Below are 17,188 nucleotides of genomic sequence, written 5' to 3' on the forward strand. Positions count from 1 at the left end.
ATCCCCGCATACAACCGCCGCACCATGCGCCTCGACACAGCCGCATAACACCTAAAGCATTGCGCACCTTGACAACTACACAGTGTTAGCCGGGGTCAAGGTGGCCGGCGTGTACGGACGTAGCGGCCGCTGCCGGACGAATGTCGGCCACCAGAACCAGGGGCCCAGCAGTCGCACCAGACACGGCACGATGAACGACCGCACCACCAGGGTGTCGAGCAGCAGGCCGATGCAGACCGTCGACCCCATCTGGCCGATGGTCCGCAGATCACTGGACAGCATGGCCAGCATGGTGAACGCGAACACCAGGCCCGCGGAGGTCACGACGCCGCCAGTGCTGCCGAGGGCGCGGATGAGGCCGGTGTTCAGGCCGGCGTGGATTTCCTCCTTGAGCCGGGCGACCAGCAGCAGGTTGTAGTCCGAGCCGACGGCCACCAGCACGATGAAGGTCAGCGGCAGGATCAGCCAGTGCAGGGGTAGCCCGATCAGGTGCTGCCAGATCAGCACCGACAGCCCGAACGCCCCGGCGTAGGAGAATGCCACGGTGCCGGGAATGACCAACGCGGCCACCAGGGATCGGGTGATGATCATCATGATCAGGAAGATCAGCACGAAGGCCGCGATGGCCGCGATCATGAGGTCGTTCTTGGCGTACAGCTGGATGTCCTTGTTGTTGGACCCCGATCCACCGATGTAGATCTTCGACCCGGCCAGCGACGTCTCCTTCAGCGCGATCTTGATCGCGTCGGGGAACTGTTCGACGTGCTCGATGCCCTCGGGCCCCATCGCGTTGCCCTCGTGGGTGACGATGAAGCGCGCGGCATGACCGTCGGGCGACATCATCAGTGCCATACCGGTTTTGATGTCGTCGTTGTCGAAGGCTTCGTGCGGGATGTAGAAGAAATCGTCACTGCGCGACATGTCGAAGTCGTTGCCGACATTGATCATGTCGTCGAAGGTCTGGTCGGTGTTTCTGTTCTGGATGTCGGTGGGGCCGTAGTTGTTGACGATCAGGGCCAGCAGCGCCTGGTTGTCGGACACCGTCTGGCGCAGCAGCGACACCATCTGTGGCATCAGGCTGTCGACCACCTGCAGGGAGCCGACCGCGTTCCCGATGTCGGCGGCGAGGTTGTCCACCTTGTCGATCACGTCGAAAAGGGACCGGAACGACCAGCACACCGGAATGTCGAAACAGTGTGGTTCCCAATAGAAGTAGGCGCGGATCGGGCGCATGAAGTCGTCGAGATTGGCGACGGCGTCACGCATGTCGTTGGTGACCCGCTCCATGTCCTCCATGGTCAGCACGGTGTTGTGGAGTTCGTCGGCGAGCGTCTGCGTCAGGTCCGCCGTCTTCTTCAGCACCTCGATGCTGTGCCGGGTGATCTCGGCCTGCTTGGCGGTGTTCTCGTTGTTGTGCTGGGTGAACGGCAGCTGCTGGCCGTTGCCGCTGCCTTGTGTGGTGAAAAGGTAAGGGATGGAGGCGTGTTCGAGCGCGCGGCCCATGGGGCGCGTGATGCTCTGCACCATCGCCACGCCGGGCAGCCGGATGAGCGCCTTGGCCACCCGGTCCAGCGAGATGAAGTCGGCCGAATTGCGCATGTCGTGGTCGGCCTCGACCATCAGCATCTCGCTGAACAGCTTGCTCTTGGGGAAGTGCCGGTCGGCGGCCTGAAATCCCTGGTTGGCCGGAGCATCTGACGGCTGGTATGTACGGTCGTCGTAGCTGACCCGGTATGTCGGCACGAACACTGCGCCTACCGACACGACCGCGACGCTGGCGACGAGGATCGGCTTGGGCCAGCGCACCACGGCGGTGCCGATGCGCCGGTACAGCTTCGCCCTGACCGCTTGCTTCGGGTCGAAGAGCCCGAAGAGGCTGCCGACGCTGAGCAGTGCGGGCCCGATGGTGAGGGCGCCGGCGATGGTGATCAGCATGCTCACCGCGACGGCCGGGCCCATCGTGTGGAAGTAGTTCAGCCGGGCGAACGTCAGGCACGCGCAGGCACCCGCGATGGTGAGACCCGAGCCGACGATGACGTGCGAAACACCCCGGTACGCGGTGTAATACGCGTCCTCGCGACTCTCACCGGCCAGGCGGGCTTCGTGATATCGGCCGATGAGGAAGATGCCGTAGTCGGTGCCCGCACCGAGGGTCAGCGATATCACCATGTTGGTGGCGAACGACGACAGCGGGATGAAACCGTAGTGCCCGAATGCGGAGATGAGGCCCTTGACCGACAGCATCAGCAGGATCACGCCGAAGAACGGCACCAGCATCGTGACGACCGAGCGGTAGACCAGTAACAGCATGAAGATGATCAGGAACATCGTCGCGATGGTGATGTTGTTCAGGCTGGAGTTGGCGATCTCGACGGTGTCGGCCGCCAGCGGTGCCGCGCCGCTGACGTAAACCTTCAGTCCGGCAGGCGGATTGGAGTTGTCGACGATCTTCCTGACGGCGTCGACGGAGTTGTTGGCCTCCATCTGCCCGATGTCGCCGGCGAGTCGGAGCAGCACGTAGGCCGACTTGCCGTCGAGGCTCTGGGCGCCGGCGGCGGTGATCGGCTTGCCCCACGTGTCCATGACGTACTGCACGTGCGTGCTGTCGGCCTTGAGCGTGCGGACCAGGCCCGCGTAGTAGTCGCGGTCCTGCTCGGTCAGCCCGCGGTCGGCTTCCAGTACCAGCATCGTCAGGCTGGTGGAGGTCGACTCGTGGAAGACCTTGCCGATCGTCAGCATCGCCACCTGCGATGGCGCGTAGGTCGGCACCATCGGGCCGGCGAGTTCCTCGGCGACATCTTCGATCTTCGGCACGAAGGTATTGGTGATCACCGCCAGCAGGGCCCAGAAGACGATGATCGGAATCGCCAGCAGGCGAACCATTCTGGGAACGAAGGGGCGCTTGGCCGCGCTGTGTGCGGGGCGGGCGATCGGGGCGGTGTCGGTGTCGGTCACGCGGACTTCACCCGGCAGGCGACGTCGGCGTTGCCGCGCTCGTCGGACTGTTCGTCGCGGACAACGTCATTCACCTTCATCCGGCAGCCGACGGTGCCGCCGTGCACCTGGACCGAGATGCTGCCGGAGACGACGGTGAGAGTGGTGGTCTCGGTATGGGACCACGGCAGTTCGGTGAGCTCAACCTTGTGCGGGTGCCCGCTGATGTCGACATACGACAGCAGCCCGCCGGACCCGAGGCTGCCGAACACCTCATACGTGAGGGTCTTGGGGGTGAACTCCGGCGGTGCCTGCGGCGGGTTGACGGCCAGAACCGGTCCGGGTTCGGAGAATTCGTGGACCTTGACCATGCACAGCACGCCGACGCCGATCGCGATGAGGGCGACCAGCGGCATCCAGGCTCGTGCGAGGAATCGTCGGGCGGTAGAGCGCTGGTTCACTCGATCACCTTTCGACATCGGCGAGTTGTATATCAATTAACTTGAGATGAATCGGCGTAAACACTATCAGCGATTGGACGCGTGTGGCTTTCCGCGTATTCCGCGGAAAAGAAAGGCGAGGTGAGAGCGTCCAGCTAATTCCCAGAATCCACCAGCGTGACGTTCTCGAGCCGCTTTTTCAGCTTGATGACGCGGAAGATCTGAGTGGTCACATTGATGGACGAGATCATGGCGATGACCCCGAGAAAGGTGCGCTCCGAAGGGGTTGCGCCGTGGAGCTGCTCGAGGCTGCCGAGCACGTAGAAACACCCCAGCGAGAAGATCGTGAGGGGGATCGCGAATGTCATCAACGTCCGCTGATTGTCGATCACCTGGGTGGCGTACTCCAGCTCTTCGGTGGTCATCGGCTGGCGCTTTCGAACTTTGGTGAGCACCGTCTGCTTGGCTCGGACGCCTTCGGCCATCGGCAACTGCGGCTGCTTCCGGAGGCGCTGGATGTAGAAGAACATCACCGTCGCGCCGAACAGCAGTGTCAGCAGGGCGACGTCGGCCAGCTTGCCGAACAGGTGCCAGTCGGTGCCGAGGAAGTTCCAATCCATGTGGGCACTCCTTTGCGGCCGGGATGAGTGGGACGTTACCTCAGCTAACTGGCAACCAGCAGTCTGTGTCAACTCGATTGACATGGGGTCTTGATGCCCGACCGCTCATGACACAGACTGACGGTGATGACGCACGTGCAGACCGTCAGGGGCCCGGTGCCCGTCGACCGCCTCGGGGCCACGCTCATGCATGAGCACGTGTTCATCCTGGGCGACGAGATTCGGCAGAACTTCCCGGACTACCCGTCGCCGTGGGATGAAGAGACCCGCGTCGCTGACGCGATAGACCAACTGCGCCAATGCAAGTCGCGCGGCATCGACACGATCGTCGACCCGACGGTGATCGGACTGGGTCGGTACCTGCCGCGCATCCAGCGGGTCAACGAGCAGGTCGACATCAACATCGTCGTCGCGACGGGCATCTACACCTACAACGACGTGCCGTTCCAGTTCCTGCACACCGGCCCGGGCCTGCTGTTCGACACCCCGGAGCCGATGGTCGAACTCTTCGTCAGGGATATCCGGGAGGGTATCGCCGGTACCGGGGTCAAGGCGGCGTTCCTCAAGTGCGCCATCGAGCATCAGGGCCTGACGCCGGGAGTTGAGCGGGTGATGCGCGCCGTCGGCCAGGCGCACGTGCAGACCGGCGCGTCGATCACCGTCCACACCGACGCGCACAGCCGCTCTGGGCTCGTCGCGCAGAAGGTGCTGGGGGAGGAGGGCGTCGACCTGACCAAGGTGGTGATCGGCCACTCCGGCGACAGCACTGATCTCGATTACCTGTGTGCGCTCGCCGACGCCGGTTCGTACCTGGGCATGGACCGCTTCGGGCTCGACATCCTGCTGCCGTTCGAGCAGCGCGTGGACACCGTGGCGGAGCTCGCCAGGCGTGGTTACGCCGAGAAGATGGTGTTGGCGCACGACACGTCGTGTTTCATCGACTGGTTCTCGCACGAGGGCAAGTTGGCGGCCGTGCCGAACTGGAAGCTGACCCACATCAGTGACGACGTGCTGCCCGCACTGCGTGAGCGCGGTGTCACCGACGAACAGCTCACCACTATGCTGGTGGACAACCCGCGCCGGTACTTCAGCGGCGAGATCACTTGAGCGGCAGCGGAATGCGTCTACTGCTGATCTCCGACACCCACGTGCCCAAGAGGGCCCGCGACATGCCGGCGCAGGTCTGGGACGAGGTCGCCCACGCCGACGTCGTGGTCCACGCCGGCGACTGGGTGGACGTCGCGCTGCTCGACGAACTCGAGCAGCGAGCGAGGCGCCTGGTCGCCTGCTGGGGCAACAACGACGGCCCGGACCTGCGCGCCCGCCTGCCCGAGCGGGCCGACGTCACACTCGACGGCGTCCGGTTCACCGTCACGCACGAGACCGGAGCGTCAGCCGGCCGCGACGCGCGCATGGCCCGGCTGTACCCCGACACCGACGTATTGGTGTTCGGGCACAGCCACATTCCGTGGGACAGCACCGCGGCCACCGGCCTGCGCCTGCTCAACCCCGGCTCGCCGACCGACCGCCGACGCCAGCCGCACTGCACCTACATGACGGCCTCGGTCGGCGATGGCACGTTGTCGGACGTAGTGCTGCATAAGCTCTGACCCGCGGGAAATTGACGCTAGGTTGGTCGGCATGGAGCAGAAGCCGCCCACCGATGCCATTGCCGCCGCCAACCGCGCACACACCGCGACGCTCCCGTTCGCGGACACCCGGGACTTCGAGGACGCCGACCGCGGCTTCATCGCCGCGATGGAACCGTGCGTCGTCACCGCGGCCGACGGAAGAGTGGTGTGGGACAACGACTCCTACAACTTCCTGAACGGCGACGCGCCCGACAGCGCGCACCCGAGCTTGTGGCGGCAGTCGCAACTGTGTGCCAAGCAGGGCCTGTACGAGGTGGTGCCCGGCATCTATCAAGTCCGCGGTCTGGACCTGTCGAACATCAGCTTCATCGAGGGCGACACGGGGGTCATCGTCATCGACCCGCTGATCTCCACGGAGACCGCGGCCGCGGCACTTGCGCTGTATCGCGCGCACCGCGGCGACCGCGAGGTGCGGGCCGTCATCTACACGCACAGTCACGTCGACCACTTCGGCGGGGTGCTGGGCGTGACGTCGCAGGCCGAGGTCGACGCCGGAAAGGTCGCGATCATCGCACCGGAAGGCTTCACCGAGCACGCCGTGCAGGAAAACGTCTATGCCGGAACGGCAATGGCGCGCCGCGCGGGCTACATGTACGGCGCGGCGCTCGACCGTGGTCCGCAGGGTCAGGTGGGCTGCGGGTTGGGCCAGGTCGGGTCGACGGGTGAGGTGGCATTGATCGTGCCGACCCTCGACATCAAGGTGACGGGCGAGACGCACACCATCGACGGCGTCGAGATCGAGTTCCAGATGGCGCCCGGCACCGAGGCGCCCGCCGAGATGCATTTCTATTTCCCGCAATTCCGCGCGCTGTGCATGGCCGAGAACGCCACCCACAACCTGCACAACCTGCTGACGCTGCGCGGCGCGCTGGTCCGCGACCCGCACGGCTGGGCCGGCTATCTGACCGAGGCGATCGACACCTTCTCCGGGCGCGCCGACGTGGTCTTCGCGTCGCACCACTGGCCGACGTGGGGGCAGGACAACATCGTCGAATACCTGTCGCTGCAACGCGATCTCTACGCCTATCTGCACGACCAGACGTTGCGCCAGCTCAACCAGGGCTACACCGGCATCGAGATCGCCGAGACCTTCCAGATGCCACCGGCGTTGGAGAAGGCCTGGCACACGCATGGTTACTACGGCTCGGTCAGCCACAACGTCAAGGCGGTCTACCAGCGCTACATGGGCTGGTTCGACGGCAATCCGGGTCGGCTCTGGCAGCACCCGCCGGCCGCGTTGGCGCCCCGCTATGTGGCGGCCATGGGCGGCATCGACCGCGTCGTCGAGTTGGCGCAGGCCGCGTTCGACGAGGGTGACTTCCGTTGGGCGGTAACCCTGTTGGACCACGCGATCTTCACCGACGAGCACCATGCCGCGGCCCGGACGCTGTATGCGGACACCCTGGAGCAGCTGGCCTACGGCGCCGAGAACGCCGTGTGGCGCAACTTCTTCCTGTCGGGCGCCACCGAGCTGCGCGTCGGCAACTTCGGTACCCCGACGCAGGCCAGCTCACCGACCTTGCTGGCGCAGCTCAGCCCGGAGCAGATGTTCGACACCTTCGCGATCAACATCAACGGCCCGCGGGCGTGGGACCTGAACCTGGCCATCGACGTGACGTTCCAGGATGTCGCGACCAACTACCGGTTGAGCCTGCGCAACGGCGTGCTGGTGTATCGCAAGGTCGCCGCTGACCCGGGCAGCGCGCAGGCCACCGTCACACTGGCGAACAAGTTGCGGCTCTTGGCTTTTGCCGCGGGCGACACCAGCTCGCCGGGCGTCGAGGTGACCGGTGACGCCACCGCGCTCCCGACACTGCTGAGCGTGGTCGACCGGCCCGACCCGGCGTTCAACATCATCACGCCGTAGCCGGACCGGTCGCCTGCTAGGCGGTCGGCACCCAGTTGCCGTGGAACCCGGCCGGCACGCGGTGCGGCAGCTTGATGCTCGCGACGTCCTGCAGGGTCTGGGCGTCGAGGATCGCCAGCTCGCTGCGGTCTGTCGGGGCGTCGTAGACGAAGCCCATCAGCACGCCGTCGTCTTCGGCGGCCGCCGCCGAAGACGGGTGAAAGACGAACTCGCCCAGCTCTTTCCCGGCCCCGAAGTGGCGGGTTGCGGTGTTGCCGCCGACGAAGTCGTGCTTGAGCAGCGTGTCACTGCCGCTGACGCCCTCGGCGATCATCGGTGCGTATCCGTAACGGTGGCGCTTGCCGACCAGACGCTCGTCGACGCGCGGGAATTCCTGCGGGTGGTCGTCCACGCGGTCCTCCAGTACCTTGCCGGCACTCAGGTCGATGGTCCACCGGTCCAGCGTGGGCGGCCCCTCGTTGGGGCCGATGCGGTCCGTGGCGAACATCTTCGGGTGCCGCACCACGTCCAGGACGATCGTGTTGTCGTCGGGGGAGTCGTAGGCGTTCATCGGGTGGAAGACGTAGCACGGCTCGACGTCGAACCACCGCACGTCGGCGTTCCCGCCGTCGCGGGGCATCACGCCGATGCGCGCCGGGTACTTGGGGTTCCACGAATACGGGAAGCGCCGATCACGTGGGTTGAGGTTCGGCTGCCGCGCGGTGACCGGATCGGGAATCTTGACCCGGCCGATCACCGAGGACAACAAGAGTCGCGCCGGCAGCCGCAGTGCCTTCGGTACTGCCATTTCCGCGATGGTTTTCGTATCGAAGCTCACGGGCAGGTCGTAGAAGATGACATGCCGCTCGGTGAGCGAGAAATCGTGCATCATCGGGCTGCCGTGCACTTCGATGTCGACGGTGCGTTTGGCCCGGCCATCGGCGCCGATCACCGAGTACTGCACGGTGTTGCCGCGCGTGAAGCTGTACGAAACCGCATGCAGTTCACCGGTTTCCGGATCGCGCTTGGGGTGCGCGGTGTAGCCGCCGCTGAGCGTGCCGTCGAAATCGCAGACGCCGACGGTGTCCAACTCGTCGGTCAGCTCGTAGCTCGCCCCGCCGCCCTCGACGAGCGCCAGCGTCTTGCCGGCGTGCCCGAGCACGTTGGTGTTGGCGCCGATGCCGAATGGACCGCCGTGGCCCGCGCCCTCACCGAGCGCGGCCACCGTGGACGGCCCACGCACCCAGCGATTGCGGTACCACTCCGCCTTGCCGTCGCGGAGGCGGATGCCGTGCACCATGCCGTCACCGAGGAACCAGTTGTAGAGCTCAGGATCGATTTCGCCGATCGGGTTGGGGCCGTTGCGTAGATAGCGGCCGTCCAGGTAGTCCGGGATCGTGCCGGTGACGGACAGGTCGGTCAGGGTGTACTCGTCGTGCAGTGGCGCGAACGCGCCTTCCAGGTAGCGGTTGGTCATCCCAGAACCTCCATAACAGTGTTATTGGCTGCGGTTACTGGTATAACACTGTTATGAGAGGTCTGCAAGGGTGAGCGAAGAAATTCGCCGGCAATTGATCGAAGCCGGCATCGTGATCCTCGAGCGCGATGGTCTCCAGGCGCTGACGGTGCGCAAGCTCGCCGCCGAGGTGGGCACGTCGACCATGGTTGTGTACACGCACTTCGGCTCGATGACGGGTGTTGTCGATGCGCTGTCGGATGAGATCTTCGCGCGGTTCGGCGCAGCGCTGGCTGCCATCCCGCACACCGAGGATCCGGTGGCGGACTTCTTCTCGATGGGTGCCGCCTATCGCCGGTTCGCGTTGAAGAATCCGCAGCACTACCAACTGATGTTCGGCACGTCCGTCCCGGCATCGTTGTCGAGTGTCCGTCGAGACTTGACGGTGACCGGACATGCGACGTCGCGCGACGCGTCGTTCCAGACGCTCTGTGCGTCGGTGCGCCGGATGGCCGAGGCCGGCCGCATCCGGGACGACGGCGAAGCCGCTGTCGCAGGCCGCATCTGGAGCATGTGCCATGGCGCGGTGATGCTCGAGATGGCGGGGTTCTTCGGCGCCGAAGGTCACGGCCTGCGGGATATCCTCAGCCCGCTCGCCGTCGACTTCCTCGTCGGCATGGGTGACGAGCGCGAGCGCACGAAGGCGTCACTCGCCGCCGCGGCCGCCGTCCTGGTGGCCGGCGGTCACCTGTGAGCTAGGCGAAACCGCCGTCGGCGCGCAGGATCGAACCGGTGGTGAAGCTGGATGCGTCGGACATCAAAAACAGTGCGGCGCCGACGATTTCGCGTGGCGCACCCGCGCGCTGCAGCGGCAGTGAGCGGAAGGCATTCGACGTATCCGCACCCCAGGCCTTGCTGATGTCGGTGAGGAACGGACCGGCCATCAGGGTGTTGACCCGGACCGTCGGGCCGAAGGCTTTCGCGAAACCCTCTGTGAGCGTGTTCAATCCGGCCTTGGCGGCAGCGTACGGCAGCATGTAGGCGTCCGGCCGCAGTGAGCCCGACGAGCTGATGTTGATGATGGAACCGCCGCCGTCGGCCACCATCCGCTCGCCGACAAGCGCCGATAACCTGAACGGCCCCTTGAAGTTCAGGTTCACCACCGCGTCGAACAGCTTCTCCGGCACCGAGCCCAGCGATTCGTACAGCGGTGACATCCCGGCGTTGTTCACCAGCACGTCGACCTTGCCGAATTCGTCGTAGGCGGCGTCGACCAGACCGTCCAACTCGTCCCAGCGTCCGACGTGCACCTGGTAGGCCAATGCGGCGCGGCCGGTCTCGGCGATGATCTCGGACGCTGTGGCCTGGCATGACTCCAGGTTGCGGCTCGCGATGATGACGTCGGCGCCGCAGCGTGCTGCCGCGAAAGCCATCTCCCGGCCGAGGCCGCGGCTGCCTCCGGTGATCAGAACCACCCGGTCGGTGAGGTCGAACAGGTCGTCGGCGTACCCCATGGCGGCTCCTTCGGTGCTGGGGTGGCGTGCTGGTGCCCATGTTGTCACGGCGACCGTCGCGCAAGGGGGCGGTGCGCCGTCGGCATCGTTTCCCGCACGTTCACGCACCGTTACACTTATATATAGGAGTAGCGAATTAGTCCATAACTTGTATTGACAACTATGGCGATGTGCCGCACTGTTATTGCCATGCCAAATCAACGGAGCTACGACGTCGTTGTCGTAGGAGCTGGAATCGTCGGCCTCGCGCACGCCTATCACGCCCACCGTCGCGGACTGGCGGTCGCGGTGATCGATCACGCCGCCGGTGTGGTCGGCGCGTCGGTGCAGAACTTCGGCCACGCGTGCATCACCGCGCAGAACGGTGTCGCGCTGGACTACGCCCGGGCCGGCCGACAGCACTGGCTGGACCTGTCCCGGCAAGCTGGGTTCTGGTCGAAGCAGGCGGGCACCTACTGTGTGGCCCGCCACGAGGACGAACTGGCCGTCATGCGTGAATTCGCCGACGTCCGGCCCAGTGGTGACGTGCACGTGCTCAACCGTCAGCAGATGGTCGACCGCGTACCGGTGCACGATCCACGCGTCGTCGGAGGCATGTACCTGCCGGGCGACCTTCAGGTCGACCCGCGCACCGCGGTGCCGTCCATCGCGCGGTGGCTGGAATCGCAGGGCGTCGACTTCCATTGGCGTACCGCGGCTTCCGGCTTCGGGCCGGGCGTCGTGCACACCTCGCGCGGGCAGATACGCACCGAGACCACCTTCGTCGCGGTCAACTACGACATCGACCGGCTCTTCCCTCAGCTGGCCGAGCGCGACGGATTGCTGCGCTGCCGGCTGCACATGATCCGGGCCAGGCTGCCGCTGGCGTTCACGCTTCCGGCGCCGCTGTTCACCGGGTGGTCGTTGCTGCGGTACTCGGGTTTCGAGGACCTGCCCAGCGTCAGGGCCGTCGCGCGGCGACTGCGGGACGAGCATCCCGACGCGGTGGACATCGACCTGCACCTGATGTTCACGCCGCAGCCCGACGGCTCGCTGTTGATCGGCGACACCCACATCCGCGAAGTCGCGGCCGCACCGTTCCAGTCCGAGCAGGGCTTCGAAATTCTGCTGGAACAAACCCGAAAACTATTCGGCGTCAACGACATCGAAGTCTCCGAACGCTGGCAGGGCGTCTACTGCTCGGCCCCGGGACAGGAGTTCCTCATCGAGGAGCCGGTGGAACGCACCCACGTCGTGACGGTCACCACCGGCATCGGCATGACCACGAGTATGGGCCTGGCAGCCGACAGCGTCGAGCGCGCACTGTCGGCCGCGGGTGTCCCGGCCACCGTCTAGAGCTATCCGAAAACCCAACCATCCCAAGGGAAAGGACCCAGAAGTGGGCAGCGAATCAACAACCGGAATCAGCCTGGTGGTGTTCGACATGGCCGGGACAACAGTCGAGGACACCGGCCTCGTGCAGCAATCGTTCCTGGCCGCAGACAGCCATGCCGGCTTGTCGAAGACCGAAGCCGACCGCGAAGCGATGCTGCGCTACGTGTCGGACACCATGGGGCAGTCGAAGATCGTCGTGTTCCGCCACCTCAGCCGCGGCAACGAAGAGCAGGCACAAGCGGCCAACAAGGAGTTCGAGCGCTGCTACGCCCAATTGGTCGCAGACGGCAACTGCAGCCCCATCCCGCCGGCCGAACATGTCATTACATCTTTGCGGTCCCGCGGCATCAAGGTCGCGCTGACCACGGGCTTCGCCAGGGATACCCAGCAGGCCATCATCGATGCGCTGGGTTGGCAGGACCTCGCCGACGCGGTGCTCTGCCCCGCTCCCGGCGTCCGCGGGCGGCCCTATCCCGACATGGCGCTCGCCGCCCTCATGCAGACCGAGACCGACTCGGTGCAATCGATGGTGGTCGTCGGCGACACCTCGTCGGACGTCATCACCGGCCTGCGCGCCGGAGCGCGTGCTTCGGTCGGCGTGCTGACCGGCGCGCACAACGCCGCGCAGCTGTCCGCTGCCGGCGCCACCCACATCCTGGACAGCGTGGCCGACCTGCCCGGTTTGGTGGCAACCCTGGGCTGATTCGACGACGCACTCCGCGGTGGTCGGGTGCCGCACCCTCGGCCCCGACCAACCCCGCGCCTCTCACTCTAACCTCTCGCGCTCTCGCGCCAAAAACCTTGCCTTGCCGACGATCTCGATGGCGTTGCTACGCATCTGGTCGGCCCATCTTCGCTCCGCGCTCCCTTACCCCGCACCCAGTGGAAGTGAACAGCCATGTCGCAGACCCTGCTGTCCAAGTCGCGCACCACCAATCCGAAGTACCAACGCTGGCGTATCCGCATCTTTGCCATCACCTGGATCGCTTATGCCGGTTTCTATTTCACCCGTCAGACGTTCTCCGTCGCCAAGCTTGGCATTCTCGAAGACCCCGTCCTGGACCTCCATCTGACCAAGAGCGTCATGGCCAATCTCGACGCCGCGTATCTCACCGCCTACGCCGTCGGCCAATTCGTCTGGGGCCAGGTCTCCGACCGGTTCGGCCCACGCGTCGTCGTGCTCGGCGGCCTGGCCATCTCCGCGGTCGCGACTCTGTTCATGGGTCTGCTGCCGGCCGTGGTCTTCCTGCTGCCCTTGATGATCGTGCAAGGCCTGGCTCAATCGACAGGCTGGTCGGGCACGTTGAGCAACATGTCCCAGTTCTTCTCCGTCGGGGAACGTGGCCACGTCCTGGGGCTGTGGAGCACCAACTACGCCTTCGGTGGACTCGTCGCCGCGCCGGTCGTCGGGTGGTTCGCCTACGACCTGTTCGGCAGCTGGCGCGCCGCGTTCTTCAGCGGTGCGGCCATCGTCGCCGTGGTATTCGTGCTGTTCTTCATCTTCCAGCGCAACAGCCCTGCGGATGTCGGCCTACCGCCGATCGAGGAGTACCGGGCCGCGGAGGACACCGTGGAAGGGGTCGAGCTCGACGCTGCCGCGGAGGACGAGGCCATCGCCGAGCCCAGCTCGTCGTGGCGCGAGTCCCTTGCCGTGGTACTGAAGGATCAGATGGTGAGAACCCTTGGGGCGTCGTACTTTCTGCTCAAGCCCGCGCGCTACGCCATCCTGCTGTGGGGCCCGGTGATCGTTGCCGAACAGCTGCACGACGGTGACAAGTTCACCGCGGTGACCGTCCCGGTGGCGTTCGGCATCGCCGGCGTCATCGCCCCGATCCTGCTGGGCCGCGTCTCGGACAAGGTGTTCAAGGCGCGCCGGGTGCCGGCGAGCGTTATCAGCCTGGCCGTGCTGGTTGTGGTGCTCATGCTGTTCGGGCCGCTGACCGCGACGGGCAATGTGTGGATCATGGTCGGCGTCCTGGGCCTGATCGGCCTGACCGTCTACGGCGCCGATGCCATGATCTCGTGTATCGCGGCCGTCGACTTCGGTACGTCCAAGCACGCCGGCACGGCCACGGGAATCATCAACGGCTGCGGCTCGGTAGGCGCCATCCTCGGTGGCCTGCTGCCGGGTTACCTGGGCACCTCGGCACTGTTCTACGGCTTCGCCGGGGCCGCGTTCATCGCCATGCTGCTGTTGATTCCCTACTGGAATCGGATGCCGGTGGCCGACTAGCCACCGTCAGGCGCGGACCTCGATGGTGCGGGCGTTGACGATGCTGAAGGCCACCACGTCGGGCCGGTATCGGTCGTCGGAATACTCGAAGGCCACCCCGAACTGGTCGCGTGAGGTACGACGCTCACGCAGCAGGGGGCTGCCCCGCTCGATGTGCATGTTCTCGGCGTCGACCTCGTCCGCGGCGACGGCGTCGAGCACGTGCTCCATGGCGTCCCACTGGACTCCGCGGTCGGTCAGGTAGTCGGTGATGGAGCCGGAGTCGGTGTCGAATTCGAACAGCAGCGAACCCACCGCGTCGGTGAAACTGCTCCGTTCGATCATCGCCGGCTCGCCGTCGAGCAGACGCACACGCAGCACCTCGACGACGAAGTCGTCGGTGGTCAGGCTCAGCGCGGCGGCCGCGGTCTCGCTGGCGCGTCTACGCGAGATCTCCAGGGTCCGGCTCCCTGCGGTGCGGCCGTTGCGCTCGGCCCACTGGGTGAACGGCGTGAACGTGTCCAGCGTCTGGCGGACGTCGTGGCTCCGGACGGTGGCGGGCTTGCCCCGCGAAATACGGATCAGGCCTTCGTTTTTCAAGGTCGCGAGGGCCTGGCGGACGGGCCCTCGCGACACGTCGAACTCCGCGCACAGCGCGCTCTCGGCGGGCAGTGACTCACCGATCTGGTACTCGTGCCGCGTGATCCGCTGCCGCAACACCGCCGCGACATGCTCATGGCGCGACTGGGAGCCGACCATCGGTGTACCGCCTCTCGGTGTCTTGTCATGACAACTTAGCTGCATAGTATTGCCCGTCAGCGCACTACCGCTGTGGAGGAAACCGCTATGCAACTGCTTCTGATCCGTCATGCCCTGCCGCTGCGCAACGAGCCTGGTGAGGGCGCCGACCCCGACCTCTCCGAGGAGGGCATCGCGCAGGCCAACCGGCTGCCCGACGCGCTCAAGCGGTTCCCGATCACGCGGCTCATCAGCAGCCCGCAGAAGCGCGCCATCCAGACCGGCCAGCCGGTGGCGGCCGCGCTCGGGCTGAACATCGAGATCGACGACCGGCTCGCCGAATACGACCGCGACATGGCGCAGTACATCCCGATCGAGCAGATTGCCGCCGAGCACCCCGAGGAGATGGCCCGGCTCATGACCGGCCACCTGCCCAGCAGCGTCGACGAAGAGGCGTTTCTCGCCCGTATCACCGAGGCCGTCACCGACATCGCGAGCGAGGCCGAGGCCGAGGACACCGTCGTGATCTTCAGCCACGGCGGCGTGATCAACGGACTGCTGCACGACATCGTGCCGACCGAGCGCATCCTGTCGTTCCAGGTCGACTACACCGGCATCACCCGCCTGCTGGCCTCACGCAGCGGCCGGCTGGCGGTCGCCGGCGTCAACAGTGTCGAACACGTGTGGGATCTGCTGCCGCGAAATCAGCGGTGGTAGACAGATCGGGTGGGATCTCTCGACGGCCTTGATCTGACTGCCCTCGACGCGCATCTGCGCGAGATCGGGGTGCCCCGCAGCGGTGAGCTGCGCGCCGAACTGATCGCCGGGGGCCGGTCGAATCTGACGTTCCTGGTCTTCGACGACGCCGCCAAATGGGTGCTGCGCCGGCCGCCGCTGCACGGCCTGACGCCGTCGGCGCACGACATGGCCCGCGAGTACAAAGTCGTTGCGGCACTTGAGGGTACGACGGTGCCGGTGGCGCATCCGGTGACCATGCGCAATGACGACTCGGTACTCGGTGCGCCGTTCCAGATGGTCGAATTCGTGCCCGGCCGGGTCGTGCGCTACTCGGCGGAGCTCGACGCGCTGGGCGATCAGCAGACCATCGACGCTTGTGTCGACGCCTTGATCAAGGTGCTGGCCGACCTGCACGCCCTGGACCCGGAAGCCGTCGGACTCGGGGACTTCGGGAAGGCCAACGGGTACCTGGAACGGCAGGTGCGGCGGTGGGGTTCGCAGTGGGACCTGGTGCGGCTGCCGGATGATCCGCGCGACGCGGACGTGCGCCGGCTGCACGGCCTGCTGGCCGAGAAGCTGCCGCCGCAGAGTCGCAGCGCCATCGTCCACGGCGACTACCGCATCGACAACACCATGCTCGACGCCGTCGACCCGACCAAGGTGCGGGCGGTGCTGGACTGGGAGATGTCGACCCTGGGTGATCCGCTGTCGGACGCCGCGCTGATGTGCGTCTACCGGCACCCGATGTTCTCGATGGTGCACTCCGACGCGGCCTGGTCCTCGGACAAGATTCCGCCGATGGACCAGCTGGCCCAGAAGTACTCCGTGGCGGCCGGGCAGCCACTCGATCATTGGGATTTTTATCTGGCGCTGGCGTACTTCAAGCTGGCGATCATCGCCGCCGGCATCGATTTCCGCGCCCGCATGGCCGCCGGCGAAGCCGGCCACGACGACCCCGTCGGCGAGGCCGTCGCGCCGCTCATCGCCGCCGGATTGGCAGCCCTCACCTAGCGCGAGCGCGCCTGCCTTTCTTTCCCGCGAGCGTCCGTGTCTGCACGCAACACGCCGGGATATTCGTGCAAAAACGTCGCGCTCGCGGCTGACGAGCGCGACGTCCTTGCACATGGCGGGCGGCGTGTCGGGTGCAGACACGCACGCTCGCGGGGGAACGAAACTAGAGCCCGGCCTTCAAGTTCTTCCGTGCGGCGAGCCGCAGCTGCAGAATCCGGATGCTCGCGACCGCGAAGGTCAGCAGACCACCCGCGACGGCCGAGAGCAGGATCGCGACACCCTTTTGCATGGTCAGCTGCCAGCCGAAAAGCCGCAGCGTGACGTCGTCGCCGTTCTGCAGGATGAACACCAGCAGCAGGATCAGGATGAGGAAACCGAGGACCAGCGCCGTCCAGAGTGCCGCGGTGCGGGTGAACTTCACCGCCGATTCGGGCGTCTTGGACTTCTTGTCCGGAGTGCCCGGCTTGGGGGACTTGGGCGCGGGCGGTTCGGCGGGCACAGCCGCGGGCTCGGACTCCGACCCGGTCGGCTCGGGGGTAGACGCGTGATCGCTACTCATACCGTCCATCTTGACGGTTCTGCGGGCCGGATGCCGGGAACTCCGACACCAATTTTCGAATAACGCTAGGGTCGGCCTGAGTGCACGACGCCGG

The 17,188-nt window shown here is 65.9% G+C and carries 16 protein-coding genes; 9 read left to right on the top strand and 7 right to left on the bottom strand.

Going from position 1 to position 17,188, the window contains the following annotated elements:
* Nucleotides 1-75: 75 nt before the first annotated feature.
* The 3 genes from ACJH6I_RS09165 to ACJH6I_RS09175 form a co-directional block, all read right to left on the bottom strand.
* Nucleotides 76-2,883, bottom strand: a complete 2,808-nt coding sequence (locus tag ACJH6I_RS09165) for an RND family transporter (protein WP_406784041.1) — start codon at nt 2,881-2,883, stop codon at nt 76-78.
* A gap of 68 nt (nt 2,884-2,951) precedes the next feature.
* On the bottom strand, nt 2,952-3,350 hold the full coding sequence (locus ACJH6I_RS09170) for an MmpS family transport accessory protein (protein ID WP_061005004.1): 399 nt from the start codon (nt 3,348-3,350) through the stop codon (nt 2,952-2,954).
* A 179-nt stretch (nt 3,351-3,529) separates the two neighbouring features.
* Complete coding sequence (locus tag ACJH6I_RS09175; protein WP_406783993.1) at nt 3,530-3,994, bottom strand: hypothetical protein; 465 nt, start codon at nt 3,992-3,994, stop codon at nt 3,530-3,532.
* 126 nt (nt 3,995-4,120) lie between these two features.
* On the opposite strand from ACJH6I_RS09175, the gene ACJH6I_RS09180 reads away from it, so the two are divergent.
* The 3 genes from ACJH6I_RS09180 to ACJH6I_RS09190 are packed head-to-tail and all read left to right on the top strand — an operon-like array spanning nt 4,121 to nt 7,513.
* Entirely contained in the window at nt 4,121-5,101 is a 981-nt protein-coding gene (locus ACJH6I_RS09180) for a phosphotriesterase (RefSeq protein WP_406783994.1), read from the top strand.
* An 11-nt stretch (nt 5,102-5,112) separates the two neighbouring features.
* On the top strand, nt 5,113-5,604 hold the full coding sequence (locus tag ACJH6I_RS09185; protein ID WP_406784042.1) for a metallophosphoesterase family protein: 492 nt from the start codon (nt 5,113-5,115) through the stop codon (nt 5,602-5,604).
* 31 nt (nt 5,605-5,635) lie between these two features.
* On the top strand, nt 5,636-7,513 hold the full coding sequence (locus ACJH6I_RS09190; protein ID WP_406783995.1) for an alkyl/aryl-sulfatase: 1,878 nt from the start codon (nt 5,636-5,638) through the stop codon (nt 7,511-7,513).
* A gap of 16 nt (nt 7,514-7,529) precedes the next feature.
* On the opposite strand, the gene ACJH6I_RS09195 is transcribed toward ACJH6I_RS09190, so the two are convergent.
* Nucleotides 7,530-8,969, bottom strand: a complete 1,440-nt coding sequence (locus ACJH6I_RS09195; protein ID WP_406783996.1) for a carotenoid oxygenase family protein — start codon at nt 8,967-8,969, stop codon at nt 7,530-7,532.
* A 70-nt stretch (nt 8,970-9,039) separates the two neighbouring features.
* Between ACJH6I_RS09195 and ACJH6I_RS09200 the strand changes: the two genes are divergently transcribed.
* Complete coding sequence (locus ACJH6I_RS09200) at nt 9,040-9,702, top strand: TetR/AcrR family transcriptional regulator (RefSeq protein WP_267325924.1); 663 nt, start codon at nt 9,040-9,042, stop codon at nt 9,700-9,702.
* A gap of 1 nt (nt 9,703) precedes the next feature.
* On the opposite strand, the gene ACJH6I_RS09205 is transcribed toward ACJH6I_RS09200, so the two are convergent.
* On the bottom strand, nt 9,704-10,462 hold the full coding sequence (locus tag ACJH6I_RS09205; RefSeq protein WP_267325923.1) for an SDR family NAD(P)-dependent oxidoreductase: 759 nt from the start codon (nt 10,460-10,462) through the stop codon (nt 9,704-9,706).
* A gap of 189 nt (nt 10,463-10,651) precedes the next feature.
* Here ACJH6I_RS09205 and ACJH6I_RS09210 point away from each other — a divergent pair, with 189 nt between their 5' ends.
* The 3 genes from ACJH6I_RS09210 to ACJH6I_RS09220 all read left to right on the top strand — a co-directional run bounded on the left by ACJH6I_RS09210 (nt 10,652) and on the right by ACJH6I_RS09220 (nt 14,069).
* Entirely contained in the window at nt 10,652-11,797 is a 1,146-nt protein-coding gene (locus tag ACJH6I_RS09210) for a TIGR03364 family FAD-dependent oxidoreductase (protein WP_406783997.1), read from the top strand.
* A gap of 88 nt (nt 11,798-11,885) precedes the next feature.
* Entirely contained in the window at nt 11,886-12,539 is a 654-nt protein-coding gene (locus ACJH6I_RS09215) for a phosphonatase-like hydrolase (protein WP_406784043.1), read from the top strand.
* 195 nt (nt 12,540-12,734) lie between these two features.
* The gene (locus ACJH6I_RS09220) at nt 12,735-14,069 is read left to right on the top strand and encodes an MFS transporter (protein WP_318983940.1); all 1,335 of its coding nucleotides are present in this window, start codon (nt 12,735-12,737) and stop codon (nt 14,067-14,069) included.
* A 6-nt stretch (nt 14,070-14,075) separates the two neighbouring features.
* Here ACJH6I_RS09220 and ACJH6I_RS09225 read toward each other — a convergent pair whose 3' ends face one another.
* The gene (locus ACJH6I_RS09225; protein ID WP_318983939.1) at nt 14,076-14,807 is read right to left on the bottom strand and encodes a GntR family transcriptional regulator; all 732 of its coding nucleotides are present in this window, start codon (nt 14,805-14,807) and stop codon (nt 14,076-14,078) included.
* 87 nt (nt 14,808-14,894) lie between these two features.
* Between ACJH6I_RS09225 and ACJH6I_RS09230 the strand changes: the two genes are divergently transcribed.
* Both ACJH6I_RS09230 and ACJH6I_RS09235 read left to right on the top strand, forming a co-directional pair.
* Nucleotides 14,895-15,503: a histidine phosphatase family protein gene (locus ACJH6I_RS09230; protein WP_064857768.1), complete on the top strand. Its 609-nt coding sequence runs from the start codon at nt 14,895-14,897 to the stop codon at nt 15,501-15,503.
* Nucleotides 15,504-15,512: 9 nt separating this feature from the next.
* On the top strand, nt 15,513-16,535 hold the full coding sequence (locus ACJH6I_RS09235; RefSeq protein ID WP_406783998.1) for a phosphotransferase family protein: 1,023 nt from the start codon (nt 15,513-15,515) through the stop codon (nt 16,533-16,535).
* Between the two features lie 163 nt (nt 16,536-16,698).
* On the opposite strand, the gene ACJH6I_RS09240 is transcribed toward ACJH6I_RS09235, so the two are convergent.
* The gene (locus tag ACJH6I_RS09240) at nt 16,699-17,094 is read right to left on the bottom strand and encodes a lipopolysaccharide assembly protein LapA domain-containing protein (protein ID WP_318983937.1); all 396 of its coding nucleotides are present in this window, start codon (nt 17,092-17,094) and stop codon (nt 16,699-16,701) included.
* Nucleotides 17,095-17,188 lie beyond the last annotated feature (94 nt).

Source organism: Mycobacterium sp. SMC-13 (assembly GCF_045311035.1).
Classification (GTDB): Bacteria; Actinomycetota; Actinomycetes; order Mycobacteriales; family Mycobacteriaceae; genus Mycobacterium.